Raw genomic sequence first — 17,562 nt, forward strand, 5'->3', positions numbered from 1 at the left:
TTCTCCCTGCCGAGCCCAAGCCGAGTCGGCGTTTCTTAACCGTCCGTTAGGGTTAACAGAATATTTCTGCGGGAGGGAAGATGGCCACGCAATGGCCGCGCGCATGAATGGAGGCTTAGGGTGTGATGCCGACCAACCGGACAGTGAATTCCACGGGAAAACGGCTCGTCACCACGGCCCTCATGCTGGCGCTGGCGGCGGGCGTCGCCGGTTGCGGAACCAGCAGGATGACCACCGGCTCGATCGGCCGCACCGGCGGCAAACCGCTGGACAGCATGTCGGCGGGAGAAGTGCACAATGCCACCGCCGCGCTTGGTCAGTCCTACGCCAGGAACCCCAACGACAAGGGTATAGCGACCAACTTCGCGGCCGCGCTGCAGATGGACGGCGATGCCGACCAGTCGCTTGCCGTGATGCGCAAGCTGGCGATCGCCTACCCCAAGGATCGCGACGTGCTTGCCGCCTATGGCAAGGCGCTCGCCGCCAACGGCCAGTTCGAGGCAGCGCTCGACGCCGTACGCCGTGCGCAGACGCCGGAATATCCCGACTGGAAGCTGGTGTCGGCGGAAGCGGCCATCCTTGATCAGATCGGCCAGAAGGACCAAGCGCGCCAGCTCTACCGCAAGGCCCTCGAACTCAAACCGAACGAACCCTCGGTGCTCTCAAATCTCGGCATGTCCTATGTGCTGGAGGGGGATCTGCGCACCGCCGAGACCTATATGCGTTCGGCCGCCCAGCAGCCCGGCGCCGACAGCCGTGTGCGCCAGAACCTGGCATTGGTCGTCGGCCTGCAGGGGCGCTTCGACGAGGCCGAGAAGATCGCCTCGCAGGAGCTCTCACCCGAGCAGGCGCAGGCCAATATCGCTTATCTCAGGCAGATGCTGGCCCAGCAGAATGCCTGGAGCCAGCTCAAGGATCAGGACAAGTCGAAGCCGGCAACCAACTGACACACAGATTTCGCTGATAGACGTTGAAAGCCGCGCTGCATGCAGCGCGGCTTTCGTATTTTCGCAAGGACTTGCCGTGCCGCTTACTGGCTGGTTGCCGCTGCCGCACCGGAATGATCGCCGAAGATGCCGCGCTGGCTGACCTGGATGCCGGCCGGACCCAGGATGATGGCGAAAAGCACCGGCAGGAAGAACAGGATCATCGGCACGGTGAGCTTGGGCGGCAAGGCGGCAGCCTTCTTCTCGGCGGCATTCATGCGCATGTCGCGGCTTTCGGCGGCAAGCACGCGCAGCGCATGCGCCACCGGCGTGCCATAGCGTTCGGCCTGGACGAGCGCCTGCGATACCGATTTGACCGATTCCAGACCGGTACGGCTTGCGAGATTCTCATAGGCCTGCTTGCGTTCCTGTAGATACGAGAGCTCGGCGTTGGTGAGGATAAACTCTTCCGCCAGAGCTACCGATTGCGCGCCGATCTCGTCGGCGACCTTGCGCAGTGCTGCCTCCACCGACATGCCTGATTCCACGCAGATCAGCATCAGGTCGAGGGCATCCGGCCAGGCCATCTGGATCGACTGCTTGCGCTTGGTGGCGCGGTTGTTGACATAGAGGACCGGTGTGTAGAAGCCGCCATAGGCAACGAGGACGCAGACGAACAGCCGGACGACCAACGGTTTGTCCGGCAACCCGCCGAGCACGAATATGTAGACCAGAGCCAGCGCGAAGCCGACAAAAGGCAGCACGAGACGGAAGAAGAGAAACCGCGTCAGCGGGTTCTGTCCCCGGAAGCCGGCGACCTTGAGCTTCTGCAAGGTGTTCTCGTCGGCCAGGGCGCGCCGCAGATCGAGCCGGTCGACAATGTTGCGCATGCCTTCCGACTGTTGCTCGCGCAGGCCTTTGCGGCGGCGATCGGCATCGCTGGCAAGCCGAGCGCGCTGCTTGGCGCGAAGCTCGTCGCGCTCCAGCGCGACCGACTTCATTCGCGACTTGAGCTGATTGCCACCAAGCGCCGGCAGCAGCGTAAAGACCGTCGCGAACACGGCAATGCCGACCAAAAGTGCGATCAGCAGCGTCGGATCAGTCAGCGATTTGATGACTTGTTCGGTCATGCCGTGGTCCTAGACTTCGAAGTTCATCATCTTGCGCATCACGAGAATGCCGATCGACATCCAAACGCCAGCGCAACCGAGAATGAGATTGCCGACACTCGTGTTGAACAGCGGCAACATGTAATTCGGGCTCGAGAGATAGACGAGAAAAGCGACGATGAAGGGCAAAGCACCGATGATCGCGGCGGACGCCTTCGCCTCCATGGACAGTGCCTGGACCTTGGCTTTCATCTTCTTGCGATCACGAAGCACGCGTGAAAGGTTGCCCAGCGCCTCGGACAGATTGCCGCCGGCCTGCGACTGGATCTGGATGACGATGCCGAAGAAACTCGCCTCGGTGCACGGCATGGTTTCGGGCATGCGCAAGGTCGCATCGGGGATCGACAGGCCCATCTGCTGCGAATCGACGATGCGGCGAAACTCGGTCTTCACCGGCTCGGGGGATTCGTTGGCTATCAGGCGGATGGCATCGTTCAGCGGCAGGCCGGACTTGACCGCGCGCACGATGATGTCGAGGGCGTTTGGAAATTCGTTGAGGAATGCCTTGACCCGGCGCGCGCGGCGAAACGAGACGAACCAGCGCGGCAGGCCGAGCGCGCCGGCCAACAGCACGCCTGGCACAACAATCAGCGGAGCGCCGGCCATGAAGGCGACCACCGTCAGCGCGATCCCGCATATGGCGGAATAGATGTAGAACCGTTCGATCGAAACCTTCATGCCGGCCTGGCGAAGCTGGGCTTTCAGTGGCGGCTTCTTGACGGCGCTGTCCTTGGTTTTCTGCTTCTCGTCGAGGTCCTTCAGCGAATCCTGCACCGATTTACGGCGCTTGGCCGCGTCCGCCGCACGGTCGCGCGTGGCCTTGACGATGGAACGGTCCGTCTCGGCGGCCTTGATCGTTTCAAGCCGCTTGCCCGCCTGTTTCTCATTGCTGATCTGGGTGAACAGGAATGCATAAGCGACCGCTCCGGCACTGAAGCCGGCGAGCACGACAAACGCCAATACGGTGCCGTCAATTCCAAACATCGACCAGAACCTTCACGCCAGCGGATACCTCAGTCAGCACGTTTCTCCATCGCCTCGAGCGCGGTGGCGAGGCGCTGTTCCTCGCCGTAGTAGCGAGCCCGGTCCCAGAAATGCGGACGGCCGATACCGGTCGAAACATGTTCGCCCAGCAGCCTGCCGTTGGCGTCCTCGCCCTTGATGTTGTAGAGGACGAGATCCTGGGTGATGATGACGTCGCCTTCCATCCCGATGACCTCGGTGATGTGGGTGATGCGGCGCGATCCATCGCGCAGACGCGCCGCCTGGATGATCACGTCGACGGAGCCGACGACGATTTCGCGCACGGTTTTCTGCGGCAGCGAATAGCCGCCCATGGCGATCATGGATTCGATACGGTTCAGGCATTCGCGCGGACTGTTCGAGTGGATCGTTCCCATCGAGCCGTCATGGCCGGTGTTCATCGCCTGCAGAAGGTCGAACACTTCGGGTCCGCGCACTTCGCCGACGATGATGCGCTCGGGCCGCATGCGCAGGCAGTTCTTGACCAGGTCGCGCATCGTCACTTCGCCTTCGCCTTCGAGGTTGGGCGGGCGGGTTTCCAGGCGCACGACATGCGGCTGCTGCAGTTGCAGTTCGGCCGAGTCCTCGCAGGTGATGACGCGCTCCTCGCGATCGATGTAGTTGGTCAGGCAGTTGAGCAGCGTCGTCTTGCCGGAGCCGGTGCCGCCCGAGATGACGATGTTACAGCGAACGCGGCTGATGATCTTGAGGACCTCGGCTCCCTGCGGGGAAATGGCGCCGAACTTGACCAGCTGATCGAGCGTCAGCTTGTCCTTCTTGAATTTTCGGATGGTAAGTGCTGCTCCATCGATGGAGAGCGGAGGGGCGATGACGTTGACGCGGGAGCCGTCGGGAAGGCGTGCGTCGCAGATCGGGCTGGATTCATCGACACGGCGGCCGACCTGGCTGACGATGCGCTGGCAGATGTTGAGAAGCTGCTGATTGTCGCGAAAGCGAATGCCGGTCTGCTCGACCTTGCCGTTGACTTCGATGTAGACGTTCTTCGACCCGTTGACCATGATGTCGGCGATGTCGTCGCGGGCGAGCAATGGCTCGAGCGGGCCATAACCAAGCACATCGTTGCAGATGTCATCGAGCAGTTCCTCCTGCTCGGCAATCGACATCGCGAAGTTCTTGATCGCAATGATGTCGTTGACGATGTCGCGGATTTCCTCGCGCGCGCTTTCGGGTTCGAGCTTGGCGAGCTGTGACAGGTCGATCGTGTCTATGAGCGCCGAGAAAACCTGACTCTTGGTGTCGTAGTAGGTTTCGCTCTTTTCACGGCCCCGCCTCGCCTCCGGCGCGATGGGCGGCGCCTCGACCGCGCGGCGCGCGGGCGGCGCGACAGGTGCGCTTGGCTGCGGCGGTGCCGCGGGCCGGGCAGCCAGAACCGCCGTGTCCGCCGAACCCGCAGGCGGCGGGGCGACCGGCGCCGGTGCTGGCTGGCGGAATTCCGGCGTGAACCGGTTGCCGTCGTCGTTGCCTCTTTTACCGAACATGATCGACTACCGACCCCACTGCGTCACTTCTTATTGCGCGAGAGCTTGCCGAGCAGACTGCCCAGGCCAGCCTTCTTTTTCGCCCGGATTTCGCTGCGCCCGGTCAGCACATGGGCAATCTCGTTGATGGTCGCGACAACCGGGTTCTTGGCATCCATCTCGCCGAGCATGCGGCCGTTGTTGGCCGCATTGCCGAACAGCAGCGGATCGAAGCCGATGACCGACATCGGCGTCAGTCCGAGCGGCTCGGCGAAATCGGATGGCGAAATTTCCGGCCGCTTGGGGACGCCGGCCTGGTTGATGATCAGCTTCGGCGGCGGGTCGTTGGGGCGAAGCCGCTTGAACATGTCGACCAGATTCTTGGTGTTGCGCAGATTGGCCAGTTCAGGCGTCGCCGTGATGACGATCTCGTCGGCCTTGACCAGCGTGTTCTTGGCCCAGCCCGTCCAGATATGGGGAACGTCCAGCACCAGAAGCGGCACGCTGCGCTGCGCGGTATCGACAAGCTGCGCAAAGGCATCGGGGTCGAAGTCGTAGACGCGCTCAAGCGTCGAGGGCGCCGCCAGCAGCGAGAGGTGCTCGGCGCATTGGGTCAGCAGACGGTCGAGATAGACTTCGTCGATGCGTTCAGGCGAGAATACCGCTTCAGCGATGCCCTGTGCCGGATCCTGGTCGAAATTGATGTTGGCCGTGCCGAAGGCGAGGTCGAGATCGGCAACGACGACCTCGGACTTGAACAGGGTGGACATTGCCCAGGCTACATTGTGGGCGATGGTGGAAGATCCGACGCCGCCCTTGGCGCCAACGAAGGCGACCGAACGGCCGAGCGGTTCGGCCTCCGGATCGACGAAAATCGACGACACGACACTGACTATGTCGGCCATCGACACCGGCGCGATGACATATTCGGAGATGCCGGAGCGGATGAGCTCGCGATAGAGGCCGACATCATTGTAGTGGCCGATGACCACCACTTTCGAGGATGGATCACAGTATTCCGAGAGCTGGGCGAGCTGCTCCAGCAATTGCTTGGGTTCGCTGCGTGATTCCAGCAGGATCAGGTTCGGCGTCGGCGCCGACTGATAGAACTCGATTGCCGTGGGAACGCCGCCCATATGGACCTTGAGATGCGCCTTGGTCATGCGGCGGTCCTCGCCGGCGCGCTCGACCGGATTGGCAACGCCCTCGGTCTCGCAGAATGCCTGGATCGAGATGCGCGGAACCGGGCGCAATGCCTGCATCGCGGCGATGTCCTGCGACGAGGTATTACCGCCGTCCACGGTGGCGTCATAGGCAAGGTTGCTCATGGTCATGCTCTTTCCGTGGCTTCTTTCCTCAAGGGCTCGGCTCAGTACGTGACTTCCGAATTGCCGAGGAATTCATCCGAAATACCTCTGCTGCGGTAGACATCGATCACCGCACCACGATTTTCCGCGTCGATGGTGGTCTGCTTGCGCGGCCCAAGCAGGTCGGACGGGTTCGCAACCTGGGCGGCGAGATTGTTCTGATAGGAGCAGCCGAAGTCGGCATAGTGCTTGTTTTCCGACGTTTCGGCCAGATCGTCGGGCCAACGGCCGCATTTGTCGGTCTGGGCTCTCACCGCGATAAAGGAGACGCGAACCGGGGCGGATGTCTCGCTCGAGCCGGCCTGATAGGAGACCACGACGATGCGGTTGCGCTTGATGCCGCTGGCGACCGCGAGCCTGGCGAAATCACGGCCGGCCGCCGTCGCCGCGACCTGATTGGCCGATCCGCTAGGAATCTGGATCGTCAATGTCGGCGCGGCACTCTTGTCATAGCCGTCGAGGAAACCCAGCAGCGTGTCGCGCTGCGAGCCGGTCATGCCGCGGTCACCGGCGCCGACGGCCAGGTCGATCTTCTGGTTCTTCTCGGCGATCACGATCGGATGGTTGGTGCGATAATCGTCGGGAATGGCGCCGACGGTGATGCTGTCGCGATGGGCGCAACCTGACAGCAAGGCCGTCACCGCCACTGCCAGAAGCGGCAGCGCTCGCATCGTCGTGGCGATGGTCCTTGTCTTCAACGCTGACTGAGACATGTCCGCTTCCTCATTCACTTGTAGATATAGCCGACAACGCCGTGGTACCGGCCGTTGGGCTTGTCGGTCTGCATGGTGCCGTAGACGCGATTGACCTTGCCAAGGAACATGCCGGCGCCGTCGCTCGGCGGATTGAAATTGTCGTCCGGCTTGGCGAGATCGTTGCGTGCCACCGGCTTCGTCAAATAGGGCGTGATGATGATGACGAGTTCGGTCTCGTTGCGCACGAAATCCCTGCTGCGGAAGAGCGCGCCGAGCACTGGGATTTTTGTCAGCCCTGGCATGCCGGTGACGGCTTGCCTGACATCGTCGCGAACCAGGCCGGCGATCATCATTGAGCCGCCCGAGGGCAGTTCGACGGTCGTATCTGCAAGACGCTTGCGCAGTGACAAGGCATTCATGCCGATACTCTTATTGTCCGTCGATGCCGACACGGATCCCTCGGTTGTCGGTTCGGAAACCGAGGTTCTGACTTTCAGGCTTATCCGACCGGGCGACAGAACCACCGGCTGGAATTCCAGGCCGATGCCGTACTCGATCTTGTTGACTGAATAGGTCTTCAGACCGGTCTGATTGTCGGTGGATACGTTGGCGTCGACCGAGCTCACCATATTGTATTCGCCGCCGACCTTGAAGGTCGCCTTCTCACCGGATACCGCGGTCAACGTCGGCTCCGCCAACGTCTTCATGACCCCGGACTCCTCCATGGCATTGATGTAGGCCTGCAGCGCCGAGTTGCCGATGCTTAAGCCCGCGTTCGACAGCGGTTTGCCAAGACCAGTGAACGGGTCACTGAGTGCTCCGTAGCTTATGCCGTTGCTGCCACCGCTGCCTATCATGTTGACGCCGAGTTGCTTCATCACAGAGCGGCTGACCTCGGCGACGGTAACCTTCAGCGTTACCTGGTCGTCACCGATGATCTGCAACAGATTGACGATCTTGCTGGTACGGCGCTGCGTGTCGGGGTTGTTGATATCGACACCGCTCTGGGCCGAGCCGCCGGCCGCGGTCTGTGAATACTGACCCGTCGTCGCTTCACCGCCCGAGACGAAGATCGTCGCCAGGTCGACCGCTCGTTTCGCGTCCAGCGGCGTATCTACCGTTCCGGTCAACACGACGTTGTCGTTCAGCAGTTCCACCTTGACGGCCGAGGTCGGAAGGAAGCGCTTGATGTAATCCTCCAGGCCGGCGACGTCGCGTTCGACGGCCAGGTCCAGGCTGGCGATCTGTTCGCCGTTCGGACCGAAGACGAAGATATTGGTCTCGCCGACCGCCTTGCCGAACAGGTAGATACGCCTTGCGGTGCGGGTCACCGCATCGGCAACGGTCGGGTTGGCGACAAGAATGTCGTAGGCATCGCTCGGCAGGTCTATGACCACCGATTTGTTTAGGCCAAGCTTGACACGCTGGGTGGCGGTCGTGGCCGTCACATGCGTGCTCTTCGCCTCGACAACGCCCTGCACATTCGTTCCGACGAGCAGCAGGCCGAATGCCGCGGCTGCGATTGCCGGCAGTTTACCGCTTAGCCTCATTTCCTTGCCCCTACTTCGGAAACTTCACCCGACTTGATCAATCTTACCGTTCCCTTGCGGCCATTGCCGGAAACGAGATAGTCGGCCTCGTCCACATTCTTTTCCTGGGTGTCCGTGATCGCGCGCAGCGCCAGCGTCAGGCGATCCGCCATCTGCTGGGCGACGGTGATGATCTCAGCCTGTTTGGGTGTGAGTTCCAGCGTGGCGGTCTGGCCAACCCTGGTCTTTTTGCCCTCCTCGTCCTCCTGGATAGTCTGGTCGATTGCCAGGACGCGGATATTCTTGAGGATGGTTTCGGTGTTGAAACCGGTGCCGCCGCCGTTGGCATCCGCCCTGCGGGTCATGATGACGTCGACGAAATCGTTTGGAAGGATGAAGCCGCCGGCCGAAGTGTCGGCCGATATGGTTGTGGCGACCGCCCGCATCCCGGAAGGCAGGATGGAGGACATGAAGCTTTGCCCCTCGCCGATCAGTTTGGAGCGCCGCACGGGCTCGCCCGCGTACATCGGCACGCGGGCAATCGACCCCTTCAATTTCTCCAGGGCGTCGGGAGCATTGGCCTTGGTGATGAAATTCGCGTTGACGCCGTCGGCCGGCCAGGATTGCCAGGAGATGTTGTTCTGAAGCGCATTACCCATCAAGACATCCCCCGAGAGCACAAGAACGTCCTGCAGGGGCACGGCGGGAGCCTGGGGGCCCGAATCGACGACGATCTGCGGCGGTGGGGCGGCGACCATATTTTTTGCGACATAGCCAGCGCCGCCCGCCGCGGCCACCGCCACGCTCAGAATAATCAGTCGGGATGCTGGCATCTGTCCGAACCCTCGCCCTTGGCAAACCACGTAGCCAGGCCGGACTTTGCAGCGGCAATCGTCAAAACAAGGTTAATGTAATGCTTACGATCGTGATTAATTTAAGGTTTACATAAATTAGCTGGATCGCGCCGGAGGGCACGGCCACGGCTGTTTGCAAAGGGATCGGGCAACGCGGTCCGGGTAACGGAAATCAGCTCGTGTTCAGCTTGCAAGCCTTGCCAGCGCCCACACCATCAAGGGCGAATCCGGATAGGTCAGCAGGCCGCCAAGGCCGAGCGCGATTCCATAGGGGACCCCAGTCGTGTCATCCGCGAAATGACGCAGGAATGCATTGCGGCCGGTTATAACCGCCAGCGGCGACTTCCGGTAAAGCAGGATGGCGAGCGTCAGCAGGCCGCCGATCATTGTCGAGACAACAAGGTATTCGACGAGATGGATGTTCAACCCCATCCACACGGCTGTTGCGGCCAGCAGCTTGGCGTCGCCTCCACCCATGCCACCCATTGCGAAGAGGCCGAACGTCACGGCAAGGACCAGGGCGCCGGCGGCGAAATGCCAACCGTAGGCTGCCCATTCCATACCCGTCAGCGGCGCAATCAGCGCGAAGACGGCGACAAGCAGCACGGACACGCGGTTGGCAATCGTCATCGACAGCATATCGGAGATCGCGGCAAAGAGCATGCAGAACGGAAAGACGACGAAGATCAGGGCTTCAAGCATCGGTGTCGCGCCTAAGGTTCAATTCCAATCAGCCAAGCCTAGGTATTTTCAATTAACGATTGATGAGGCGGTTCTCTAAAAATTAGGACCAGAACTGGCTGTAAACCAGATAAAACGAAGCAAGGGCCGCCAGTGGGCGGCCCTTGCTGTAAGAAACAAGCTGATTGTCAGCAGTACGCCAGATCAGCTGCCGCTGGAGTTCAGCGTGCCACCGATCGCGGTGAACTTGGCGTTGATAGCATTGCCGAGGGCGCCGGCGCCGGTGATGATGGCAAGCGCGATGAGAGCGGCGATCAGACCATATTCAATAGCGGTCGCGCCGGATTCGTCCTTCACGAAACGTGCAAAAAGGTTAGACATTTGAGAGCTCCTACTCCACGTGTTACAGCACTTCCGTCAACTTCTGTGATGGTTGATCGGATGCTTGCCAATCTAGGGAGAAGCTCTTTCGATCGGCTTAATAAACAGCCTTACCGATTCCTTTCCCGACTCGAACGGAGTGTGTGGTTAACTCCATGCTAAGCGCCGGCTAAAGTGCCGCTTCTCAGGTCAACGCCGCAAAAGGCAAGGGCTTGATGAAGGTTGCAACCCGGCGTGGATCTGGCCATGCGAGCAACCATGACGATCGCTACATCCGGCACCAGCAAGCCGACTTAACCGTTGGTTCACCAATCTCGTTCATGTTCCGTTGAACAGTTTGCTTGTGGAGCGCCTCGATGGCCGTGCAGAGATCCTCAATCCTGATTGCCGTGCTTCTTGCCGCCACGAGCTTGATCACGCCCGCCAGAGCCGCTGCCGATATAGAAGTCACCATGAATCAGGCCAAGATCGTGAAACTGTCGCGCCCCGCCGACACGATCGTCGTCGGCAACCCGGCAATCGCCGATGCCTCCGTACAGGACGCCTCGACGATCGTGCTCACCGGCAAGGGTTTCGGTGTCACCAATCTCGTTGTCCTCGACCAGGAGGGCAGCCCGATCGTCGACGCGCAGGTTACCGTCGTGCGGCAGGCTGCCTCATCGGTTCGCATCTACCGGCGTGCCGAGGTCCAGACCATGTCTTGCACGCCCTATTGCGAAAGCTCTTACAAGAGCGAGGCTGAAAAATCCTCCGAGGCCGAGATGAGTGCGAGCAAATAGGCTGCGCGGCCTCTCAACAGCCGACCAGGTTACCGGCCGGTTAAGACGCTCGCGCCGACTTTAACGATCATACAAACCGGACCTCAATTGGTTTGCGCTAATACACCTGTCGGAACCGTCCAGGGGTGGCAGGAACAAGGTATGGGCAACGAATTCGGCACGACAGGTCAGCACAAGGTGGAGCGCGTCGGGTTTTTGAAGCGATTCGTTCGCAACCGGCGTGGCAGCACGGCCATCGAATTCGCAATTCTTGCATTGCCGTTCGCGCTTCTTGTCTTTGGCATCCTTGAAAGCTGCATCTCTTTTGCCGGCCAGGAAGTGATGGCAAACATCACCGACGATGTCGCGCGCCAGTTGCGCACGGGTCAGTTGCGGCCGGCCGACGTCGCCGGGACCAAATTGACGACCCTGATCTGCGGCAAGCTGCAGATCATCGTCTCCACGGATTGTCCCTCTCAGCTGCTCGTGGACCTTCGCGAGTATCCGACTTTCGCGGACGCGGCCACCGCGGGCTTCAAGATCCAGAATGGCGATGTCGTGCTGATGCAAGGCACGAACTCACAGACTTTCGCCAACACGCCTGGCCTGGCGGAATCGAAGAACATGCTGCGGGTCTTCTACAAATGGCCTGTCGTGACCGATCTGATGGCCAAGTCGATGGCCAATCTGAATGGTGGCAGGACGCTGCATTTTTCTTCGGTGACCTGGCAGAACGAGCCGTTCGACAATTGAGTACGGAAGCACCAACAAGAAAAAAGGCAATGGCATGATGCGTGCGGGGGCACATCCGGGAATTGCAGGACTCTGCAGCAAGGCAGTCGGATTCTGCTCCAATCGCCGTGGGGTGGCGGCGGTCGAGTTCGCTCTTATCGTTCCTATCCTGCTGGTCATGTACTTCATGACCATGGAGGCTTCGCAGGCCATCGAGACCAGCAAGAAGGTCAGCCGCATCGGCAGCATGGTCGCCGACCTCGTCACGCAGCAGCCGACCATCGTCAAGGCGGATCTCGACGCCATTATGAAAATCGGCACCTCGACCATTCAGCCCTACAACCGCTCGACGCCGAACATCACCATCACGGCAATACAGGTCACCACCGATACGCCGCCCAAGGTCCTGGTGGCGTGGTCGCGCAAGGTTGCCAGTGGCGTCTATAGTGCCGATGCCACGGCAGGCACGGCCACCACGGTTCCGACAACGCTCAAGGTCGCCGGCACCTTCCTCATCCGCGTTGACAGCAATCTGAGCTACACGCCGATTATCGGCTGGACGACGGACACCCAAACAAAGCTTGGATTGACCCAGTCCCTCACCACCACGATCCCGATGGGCGAGACCTACTATCTGCGCCCGCGCAGAAGCCTGACGATCCCCTGCAGCGATTGCTGAGACTTTCACTGCTGCCCACCATCTGTCGACACCAGGCGCACGATAGCTTCCGCCGTCGCATAGTCCTTTGGGGCCACGGTCAGAAAGCCGCCGGAGTGTTTCGATTCCAGTAGATCGTAGACATCCGGCGTCGTCGATTTGAGGTTGGTCAGGAACACGGTGAGCCGACGCTTGGCTTCCGGGTCGAGATCAGTGCGTACGGCGTGGGGACCATACCTCAGCAGGCCCGACATCCACACGACCTGAAGAGCCGACGGCGAAAGGCCGGCTGCTTCGAGCCTTGCCTGCGTGCCATCAGATAGCAGCGGCTGGCCGTCGGCTGCCGCCCTCACCCAGCCGAACGAGGCGTCGGCCTGGCCGTCGACAAGCATGGTTTCCGCCGCGGATGCCGAATCGGCATAGATCAAGAACGGGGCATCTCCGGCGATCTTGACGTGTTCGGCGGCCAACTCCGCCAGCGGCAAAAGCGAGCCCCCGACGCTGTCCGGCGGCGGCATGGCGATCCGGTGCGTCACCATCGCCGCCAGATCAGACAGCTTGCCGTCCCTGGTCAGCAGCACGGAGCGGATGCCCGCCGCACCATCGGAATCGACCGGCGCCACAAGCGGCTCGATACATCCACAACGCTGCAGCGCCGTGGCGTAAGCCGTCGCCGAATAGATCGCGTACTCGATCCGGGCATTGGCCTGCGCCTCGATCAGTGCCGCATAATCGCGCGCAACGACGAACTCCACCTTCATGCCAAGCGCGTTGGTAAAGGATTGCGTCAACAGCGCCAGCCCCGGAACGGTGTTGCCGGCGCCAGGCTCGGCGACGATCCCGATGCGAAATGTGCCGATATCATCGCGCCAGTCGGCCCGCGCTAGACCACACCAGCCGTGAACGACCATGAGAGCGGTGCACGCCTTCAGCACAGCGTTCATGGCAGGACCGTCCTGTGCTTCATACGATACATGCCACTATCCGCGCCAAGCCGTTGCCGTTTGGTTTCCGAATTGCCAATGCCGCCGTGGAACCCTATGTCTGGGCGTCCACACTGGCAACAATGACCCGATGGCGCGTGCTTTCCTCTTTGTCCTGGATTCCTTCGGCATCGGCGGTGCGGCGGACGCCGAGCGCTATGGCGACGCCGGCGCCAACACGCTCGCGCACATCGCCGAAGCTTGCGCCGAAGGGCGCGCGGATCGCGAGGGGCTTCGACAAGGGCCGCTATTTGTCCCACACATGGCATCACTCGGGCTTGGCAAGGCGGCCGAGACCGCGACAGGATTGGCTTTTGCCCATTTCGGGACGGATCTGTTGGCCAATGCCTTCCATGGTGCGGCGCAGGAGGTTTCGAGCGGCAAGGACACACCCTCCGGACACTGGGAGATCGCTGCCCTGCCGGTGCGGTTCGACTGGGGTTATTTCCCGGATACGGTTCCCGCCTTTCCGGCTGATCTGACCGCGTCGATGATCCGCGAGGGCGAGGTTTCGGGCATTCTCGGCAACTGCCATGCGCCGGGTACAGAGATCATCGAACGGTTCGGTGAGGAACACATCCGCACCGGCAAGCCGATCTGTTACACCTCCGTCGACTCGGTCCTGCAGATCGCCGCGCATGAAGTCCATTTCGGCTTGGAGCGGCTTTATAAATTCTGCCAAGTGGTGCGCCGGCTGGTCGATCCGCTCAGGATCGGACGCGTGATCGCGCGGCCATTCGTCGGCGAGACCGCCGCCACCTTCCAGCGCACCTACAACCGCCATGACTACGCCGTGCCGCCGCCGGAGCCGACCTTGCTCGACCGGCTGACGGCGCGGGGGAGCCGCGTTATCGCCGTCGGCAAGATCGGCGACATCTTCGCCCATCGGGGTATTTCGGAAGTGCGCAAGGCCGCCGGCAACATGGCCATGTTCGACAAGGCGCTCGGGGCGATGGATGATGCCGGTGACGGCGATCTCGTTTTCGCCAATTTCGTCGATTTCGACACCGAATTCGGCCATCGCCGCGATGTCGCCGGCTATGCCGCCGCGCTCGAGGCCTTCGACCGGCGGCTGCCGGAAGCACTCGCAATGCTGCGGCAGGGCGACCTTCTCATCCTGACGGCCGACCATGGCAATGATCCGACCTGGCGAGGGACAGATCATACGCGGGAACGCATCCCGGTGATCGGCACGGGACCCGGTTTGAGAGGTGGCGACATCGGACTGAGAACGACATTCGCCGATATCGGCGAGACCGTCGCCGAACACCTCGGGCTGGCGCCCGGCCGCCACGGCACTTCTTTCCATGCGATGATTGGCGGCCATGCCTGAATTGCCCGAAGTCGAAACAGTCCGGCGTGGCCTGCAGCCGGTCCTTGAAGGTGCCCGTCTGACCAAGGTCGAGGCGCGACGGCCGGATCTGCGGTTTCCCTTTCCCGAACGGTTTTCGGAACGGCTGACCGGCAGGACCATCACGGCGCTCGGTCGCCGGGCCAAATATCTGACCATGCATGTGCAGGACGGCCCGGTGCTGATCTGCCATCTCGGCATGTCGGGCTCCTTTCGCATCGAGACCGACCACGACGGCGAGACACCCGGCGTGTTCCACCACGAACGCTCGAAAAGCACGGCACACGACCATGTCGTGTTCGATGTCGTCGCCGCCAGCGGGGCCCGGTCCCGCGTGATCTTCAACGACCCGCGCCGCTTCGGTTTCATGCTGTTTGCGGAAGGACCACCGGAGACGCATCCGATGCTGGCCGAACTGGGCGTGGAGCCGACGGGCAATGCGCTGGACGGCGTGCTGCTCGCCTCTTTGCTGAAAGGCCGCAGATCGCCGCTGAAGGCAGCACTTCTTGACCAGAAGCTGATCGCCGGACTTGGCAATATTTACGTCTCGGAGGCGCTCTGGCGTGCCGGCCTGTCGCCCTTGCGCGAGGCGGGCACCATCGCCAAGCCGGGCAAGAAGGCCAGGGAACAGAGCGTACGCCTGGCCGAGGCGATCCGCTCGGTCATATCAGATTCCATCGCCGCCGGCGGGTCGTCGCTGCGCGACTATGTGCACACCGACGGATCACTGGGCTATTTCCAGCATTCCTTCGCCGTCTACGGCCGCGAGGGTGAGCCTTGCCCGAAGCTCGGCTGCGGCGGCCACATCGAGCGTATCGTGCAGAGCGGACGCTCAACCTTCTATTGCCGCACGTGTCAGAGCTGAGTTAGACCAGGGTATAGCTAGGAGAAGCAGCCATGGCCTATGAAACGATCATCACCGAGAGGCGCGGCAAGGTCGGACTGATCACGCTGAACCGGCCAAAGGCGCTCAATGCACTGAATTCCCAGATCCTGGCTGAACTCGTCGCAGCCGTGAACGGTTTCGGCGCCGATCCTGGCATCGGCGCCATGGTTCTTACCGGCTCCGACAAGGCCTTTGCCGCTGGTGCCGACATCAAGGAGATGCAGGCGATCTCCTATGTGGACGCCTACAGCCAGGACTTCTTCGCAGGTTGGGAAGAGTTCACGCGCACACGCAAGCCGATCATTGCGGCGGTGGCCGGCTATGCGCTGGGCGGCGGATGCGAACTGGCAATGATGTGCGACTTTATCATTGCCGCCGACACGGCCAAATTCGGCCAGCCCGAAATCACGCTCGGCGTCATTCCAGGCATGGGCGGGTCGCAACGCCTGACCCGGTTCGTCGGCAAGTCGAAAGCGATGGACATGTGCCTGACCGGACGGATGATGGATGCATCGGAAGCCGAGCGCTCAGGGCTGGTGTCGCGGGTGGTGCCCGCAGCCGAGCTTGTCGAGGAGGCGGTCAAGGCAGCCGCCAAGATCGCCGATTTCTCGCTGCCGTCGGTGATGATGGCGAAGGAAGCCGTCAACCGTTCCTATGAGACGACGCTGGCCGAGGGACTGCGGTTCGAACGCCGCCTGTTCCACTCGCTTTTCGCGCTCGAAGACCAGAAGGAAGGCATGGCCGCCTTCGCCGAAAAGCGGAAGCCGAATTTCACAAATCGATAGAGCGTTGCCGGCTAGCGATCGAAACCCTGTGGCGTCGGCCAAAAAGAACGCCAGGCAGCGTTGACGCGCCGGAAAAGCTGAACTATAAGCCGCACCAACCGAGGCGGCCCTGTGGCTGCCCGTTTGTTTTTTGCGCCCTGCGGCATGCCGCGTGCGCCGACCAGATCAGAAGAGAGGCATCATGGCCAACACATCCTCGGCCAAAAAGGCAACGCGCAAGATCGTCCGTCGCGCGGCGATCAACAAGAACCGCCGCTCGCGCGTGCGCACCTACGTCCGCCAGGTCGAGGAGGCACTTGCGTCCGGTGACAAGGCTGCCGCCCAGGCCGCTTTCAAGGTCGCCGAGCCGGAATTGATGCGTGCCGCGACCAAGGGCGTGATCCACAAGAACACCGCGTCCCGCAAGGTGTCGCGTCTGGCCGCGCGCCTCAAGGTGCTGTCTGCCTGACATCGCCTTTACAGATTAAGCTTCTTTGAAACCCGGCCGGTCGTGCCGGGTTTTTTCGTTTGCCGGCAAGTACTTAAAAAGAATGCTCGGAAACGGTGCCCAAGGCGGATTCCAATCTTCCAAATGCTTTGCCGGCACATGCATGCGTGTTGATCGTTGACATGCTTGAAAAATGGCGACTTGAAAATTCTTAACCATCAAAAATAAACGATGTTTTTCAGATAGTTATCTGTGGTCGTCCACAGCTTGTCCACAACGTTCCAAACGGACGGGAGGACAACCGGCTGTCAAGCGAATTATTTCAGAATATTTCGCGCCGGCCCGACTTTTTCATATTCGCCGGAAAAGGGTTTGAATCACAATGGCTTTGTCAAAATATGCCGTTGCGGCATGCGGCTCGAACCAGCCCGAGGTAACCAGATTCCTTAAAAATCAGTTAGGGGTGGCCTTGCCCTATCCACAGCGATTTCGGTAATGTTGGGTCATCAAGAGGGACGGGCCCGTGGCCCTTAACCCAGTCCGAATCAGCCAGCGTAAATTGGCCGGATTTGCAACGCGGATCAAGTCCGTGAACGGGATTGGTTTGTCTTTTTTGATGTGGGTAAGGGGACTGGCGTAACAAGACATGGCAGGTAGACGGCGCGCCGGCGCTTTTACGCCGGACGGTGTTGTATTGCCCTGACATACCCAACGCGGACTGGCTTCCATGGGCCGGCACCGGTTCCCTCCGAATAGTGGGCGACGTTCATGGCCGGCGGCGGCAACGGGCATCGTAGCGAAGACATAGTCGCTGGAAAAATGGATGCAGGAGGCGCATCCCCAGCGGAAAACAGGTACAGAAAAGCAAGGAACTCGATC

At 61.2% G+C, this 17,562-nt stretch carries 18 protein-coding genes; 8 read left to right on the top strand and 10 right to left on the bottom strand.

Translation table 11 applies throughout. From position 1 onward, the window contains the following. Positions 1-125: 125 nt before the first annotated feature. Positions 126-947, top strand: coding sequence for a tetratricopeptide repeat protein (locus tag HGP13_RS35765; RefSeq protein WP_172234553.1), 822 nt, complete (start codon positions 126-128; stop codon positions 945-947). An 83-nt stretch (positions 948-1,030) separates the two neighbouring features. On the opposite strand, the gene HGP13_RS35770 is transcribed toward HGP13_RS35765, so the two are convergent. From HGP13_RS35770 to HGP13_RS35810, 9 genes are all read right to left on the bottom strand, one after another. Next, the gene (locus HGP13_RS35770) at positions 1,031-2,056 is read right to left on the bottom strand and encodes a type II secretion system F family protein (protein ID WP_172234554.1); all 1,026 of its coding nucleotides are present in this window, start codon (positions 2,054-2,056) and stop codon (positions 1,031-1,033) included. Between the two features lie 9 nt (positions 2,057-2,065). Beyond that, complete coding sequence (locus HGP13_RS35775; RefSeq protein ID WP_172234555.1) at positions 2,066-3,079, bottom strand: type II secretion system F family protein; 1,014 nt, start codon at positions 3,077-3,079, stop codon at positions 2,066-2,068. Positions 3,080-3,108: 29 nt separating this feature from the next. Continuing rightward, a complete protein-coding gene (locus tag HGP13_RS35780) occupies positions 3,109-4,617 on the bottom strand; it encodes a CpaF family protein (protein WP_172234556.1) in 1,509 nt (502 codons plus the stop codon). Between the two features lie 23 nt (positions 4,618-4,640). Beyond that, positions 4,641-5,930, bottom strand: a complete 1,290-nt coding sequence (locus HGP13_RS35785) for a CpaE family protein (RefSeq protein ID WP_246707242.1) — start codon at positions 5,928-5,930, stop codon at positions 4,641-4,643. 35 nt (positions 5,931-5,965) lie between these two features. Continuing rightward, positions 5,966-6,676 (bottom strand): CpaD family pilus assembly protein, encoded by a 711-nt coding sequence (locus tag HGP13_RS35790; RefSeq protein ID WP_172234557.1) that lies wholly within the window; start codon positions 6,674-6,676, stop codon positions 5,966-5,968. A 14-nt stretch (positions 6,677-6,690) separates the two neighbouring features. Then, positions 6,691-8,208 (bottom strand): type II and III secretion system protein family protein, encoded by a 1,518-nt coding sequence (locus HGP13_RS35795; RefSeq protein WP_172234558.1) that lies wholly within the window; start codon positions 8,206-8,208, stop codon positions 6,691-6,693. Then, complete coding sequence (cpaB, locus tag HGP13_RS35800) at positions 8,205-9,020, bottom strand: Flp pilus assembly protein CpaB (protein WP_172234559.1); 816 nt, start codon at positions 9,018-9,020, stop codon at positions 8,205-8,207. The genes HGP13_RS35795 and cpaB overlap by 4 nt, the downstream gene beginning before the upstream one ends. A 204-nt stretch (positions 9,021-9,224) precedes the next feature. Continuing rightward, positions 9,225-9,743, bottom strand: coding sequence for a prepilin peptidase (locus HGP13_RS35805; RefSeq protein ID WP_172234560.1), 519 nt, complete (start codon positions 9,741-9,743; stop codon positions 9,225-9,227). Positions 9,744-9,926: 183 nt separating this feature from the next. Continuing rightward, positions 9,927-10,103 (bottom strand): Flp family type IVb pilin, encoded by a 177-nt coding sequence (locus HGP13_RS35810; RefSeq protein ID WP_172234561.1) that lies wholly within the window; start codon positions 10,101-10,103, stop codon positions 9,927-9,929. A 356-nt stretch (positions 10,104-10,459) separates the two neighbouring features. Between HGP13_RS35810 and HGP13_RS35815 the strand changes: the two genes are divergently transcribed. From HGP13_RS35815 to HGP13_RS35825, 3 genes are all read left to right on the top strand, one after another. Further along, complete coding sequence (locus HGP13_RS35815) at positions 10,460-10,882, top strand: pilus assembly protein N-terminal domain-containing protein (RefSeq protein WP_172234562.1); 423 nt, start codon at positions 10,460-10,462, stop codon at positions 10,880-10,882. Between the two features lie 141 nt (positions 10,883-11,023). Then, positions 11,024-11,614, top strand: coding sequence for a TadE/TadG family type IV pilus assembly protein (locus HGP13_RS35820; protein ID WP_172234563.1), 591 nt, complete (start codon positions 11,024-11,026; stop codon positions 11,612-11,614). Positions 11,615-11,648: 34 nt separating this feature from the next. Continuing rightward, positions 11,649-12,272 carry a TadE/TadG family type IV pilus assembly protein gene (locus HGP13_RS35825; RefSeq protein WP_172234564.1) on the top strand — a complete coding sequence of 208 codons (624 nt, stop codon included), beginning with the start codon at positions 11,649-11,651 and terminating at the stop codon, positions 12,270-12,272. A 5-nt stretch (positions 12,273-12,277) separates the two neighbouring features. Here the strand turns inward: HGP13_RS35825 and HGP13_RS35830 are convergent, their stop codons facing one another. Then, entirely contained in the window at positions 12,278-13,195 is a 918-nt protein-coding gene (locus tag HGP13_RS35830; RefSeq protein WP_172234565.1) for a phosphate/phosphite/phosphonate ABC transporter substrate-binding protein, read from the bottom strand. Positions 13,196-13,325: 130 nt separating this feature from the next. Between HGP13_RS35830 and HGP13_RS35835 the strand changes: the two genes are divergently transcribed. The 4 genes from HGP13_RS35835 to rpsT all read left to right on the top strand — a co-directional run bounded on the left by HGP13_RS35835 (position 13,326) and on the right by rpsT (position 16,704). After that, the gene (locus HGP13_RS35835) at positions 13,326-14,567 is read left to right on the top strand and encodes a phosphopentomutase (protein ID WP_172234566.1); all 1,242 of its coding nucleotides are present in this window, start codon (positions 13,326-13,328) and stop codon (positions 14,565-14,567) included. Then, positions 14,560-15,450 (top strand): bifunctional DNA-formamidopyrimidine glycosylase/DNA-(apurinic or apyrimidinic site) lyase, encoded by an 891-nt coding sequence (mutM, locus tag HGP13_RS35840; protein WP_172234567.1) that lies wholly within the window; start codon positions 14,560-14,562, stop codon positions 15,448-15,450. The genes HGP13_RS35835 and mutM overlap by 8 nt, the downstream gene beginning before the upstream one ends. Before the next feature lie 32 nt (positions 15,451-15,482). Next, a complete protein-coding gene (locus HGP13_RS35845) occupies positions 15,483-16,256 on the top strand; it encodes an enoyl-CoA hydratase (protein ID WP_172234568.1) in 774 nt (257 codons plus the stop codon). Between the two features lie 181 nt (positions 16,257-16,437). After that, positions 16,438-16,704 (top strand): 30S ribosomal protein S20, encoded by a 267-nt coding sequence (gene rpsT, locus HGP13_RS35850; protein WP_027043520.1) that lies wholly within the window; start codon positions 16,438-16,440, stop codon positions 16,702-16,704. The last annotated feature ends 858 nt before the right edge of the window (positions 16,705-17,562 follow it).

The sequence above is a fragment of the Mesorhizobium sp. NZP2077 genome, assembly GCF_013170805.1.
Taxonomy (GTDB): domain Bacteria; phylum Pseudomonadota; class Alphaproteobacteria; order Rhizobiales; family Rhizobiaceae; genus Mesorhizobium.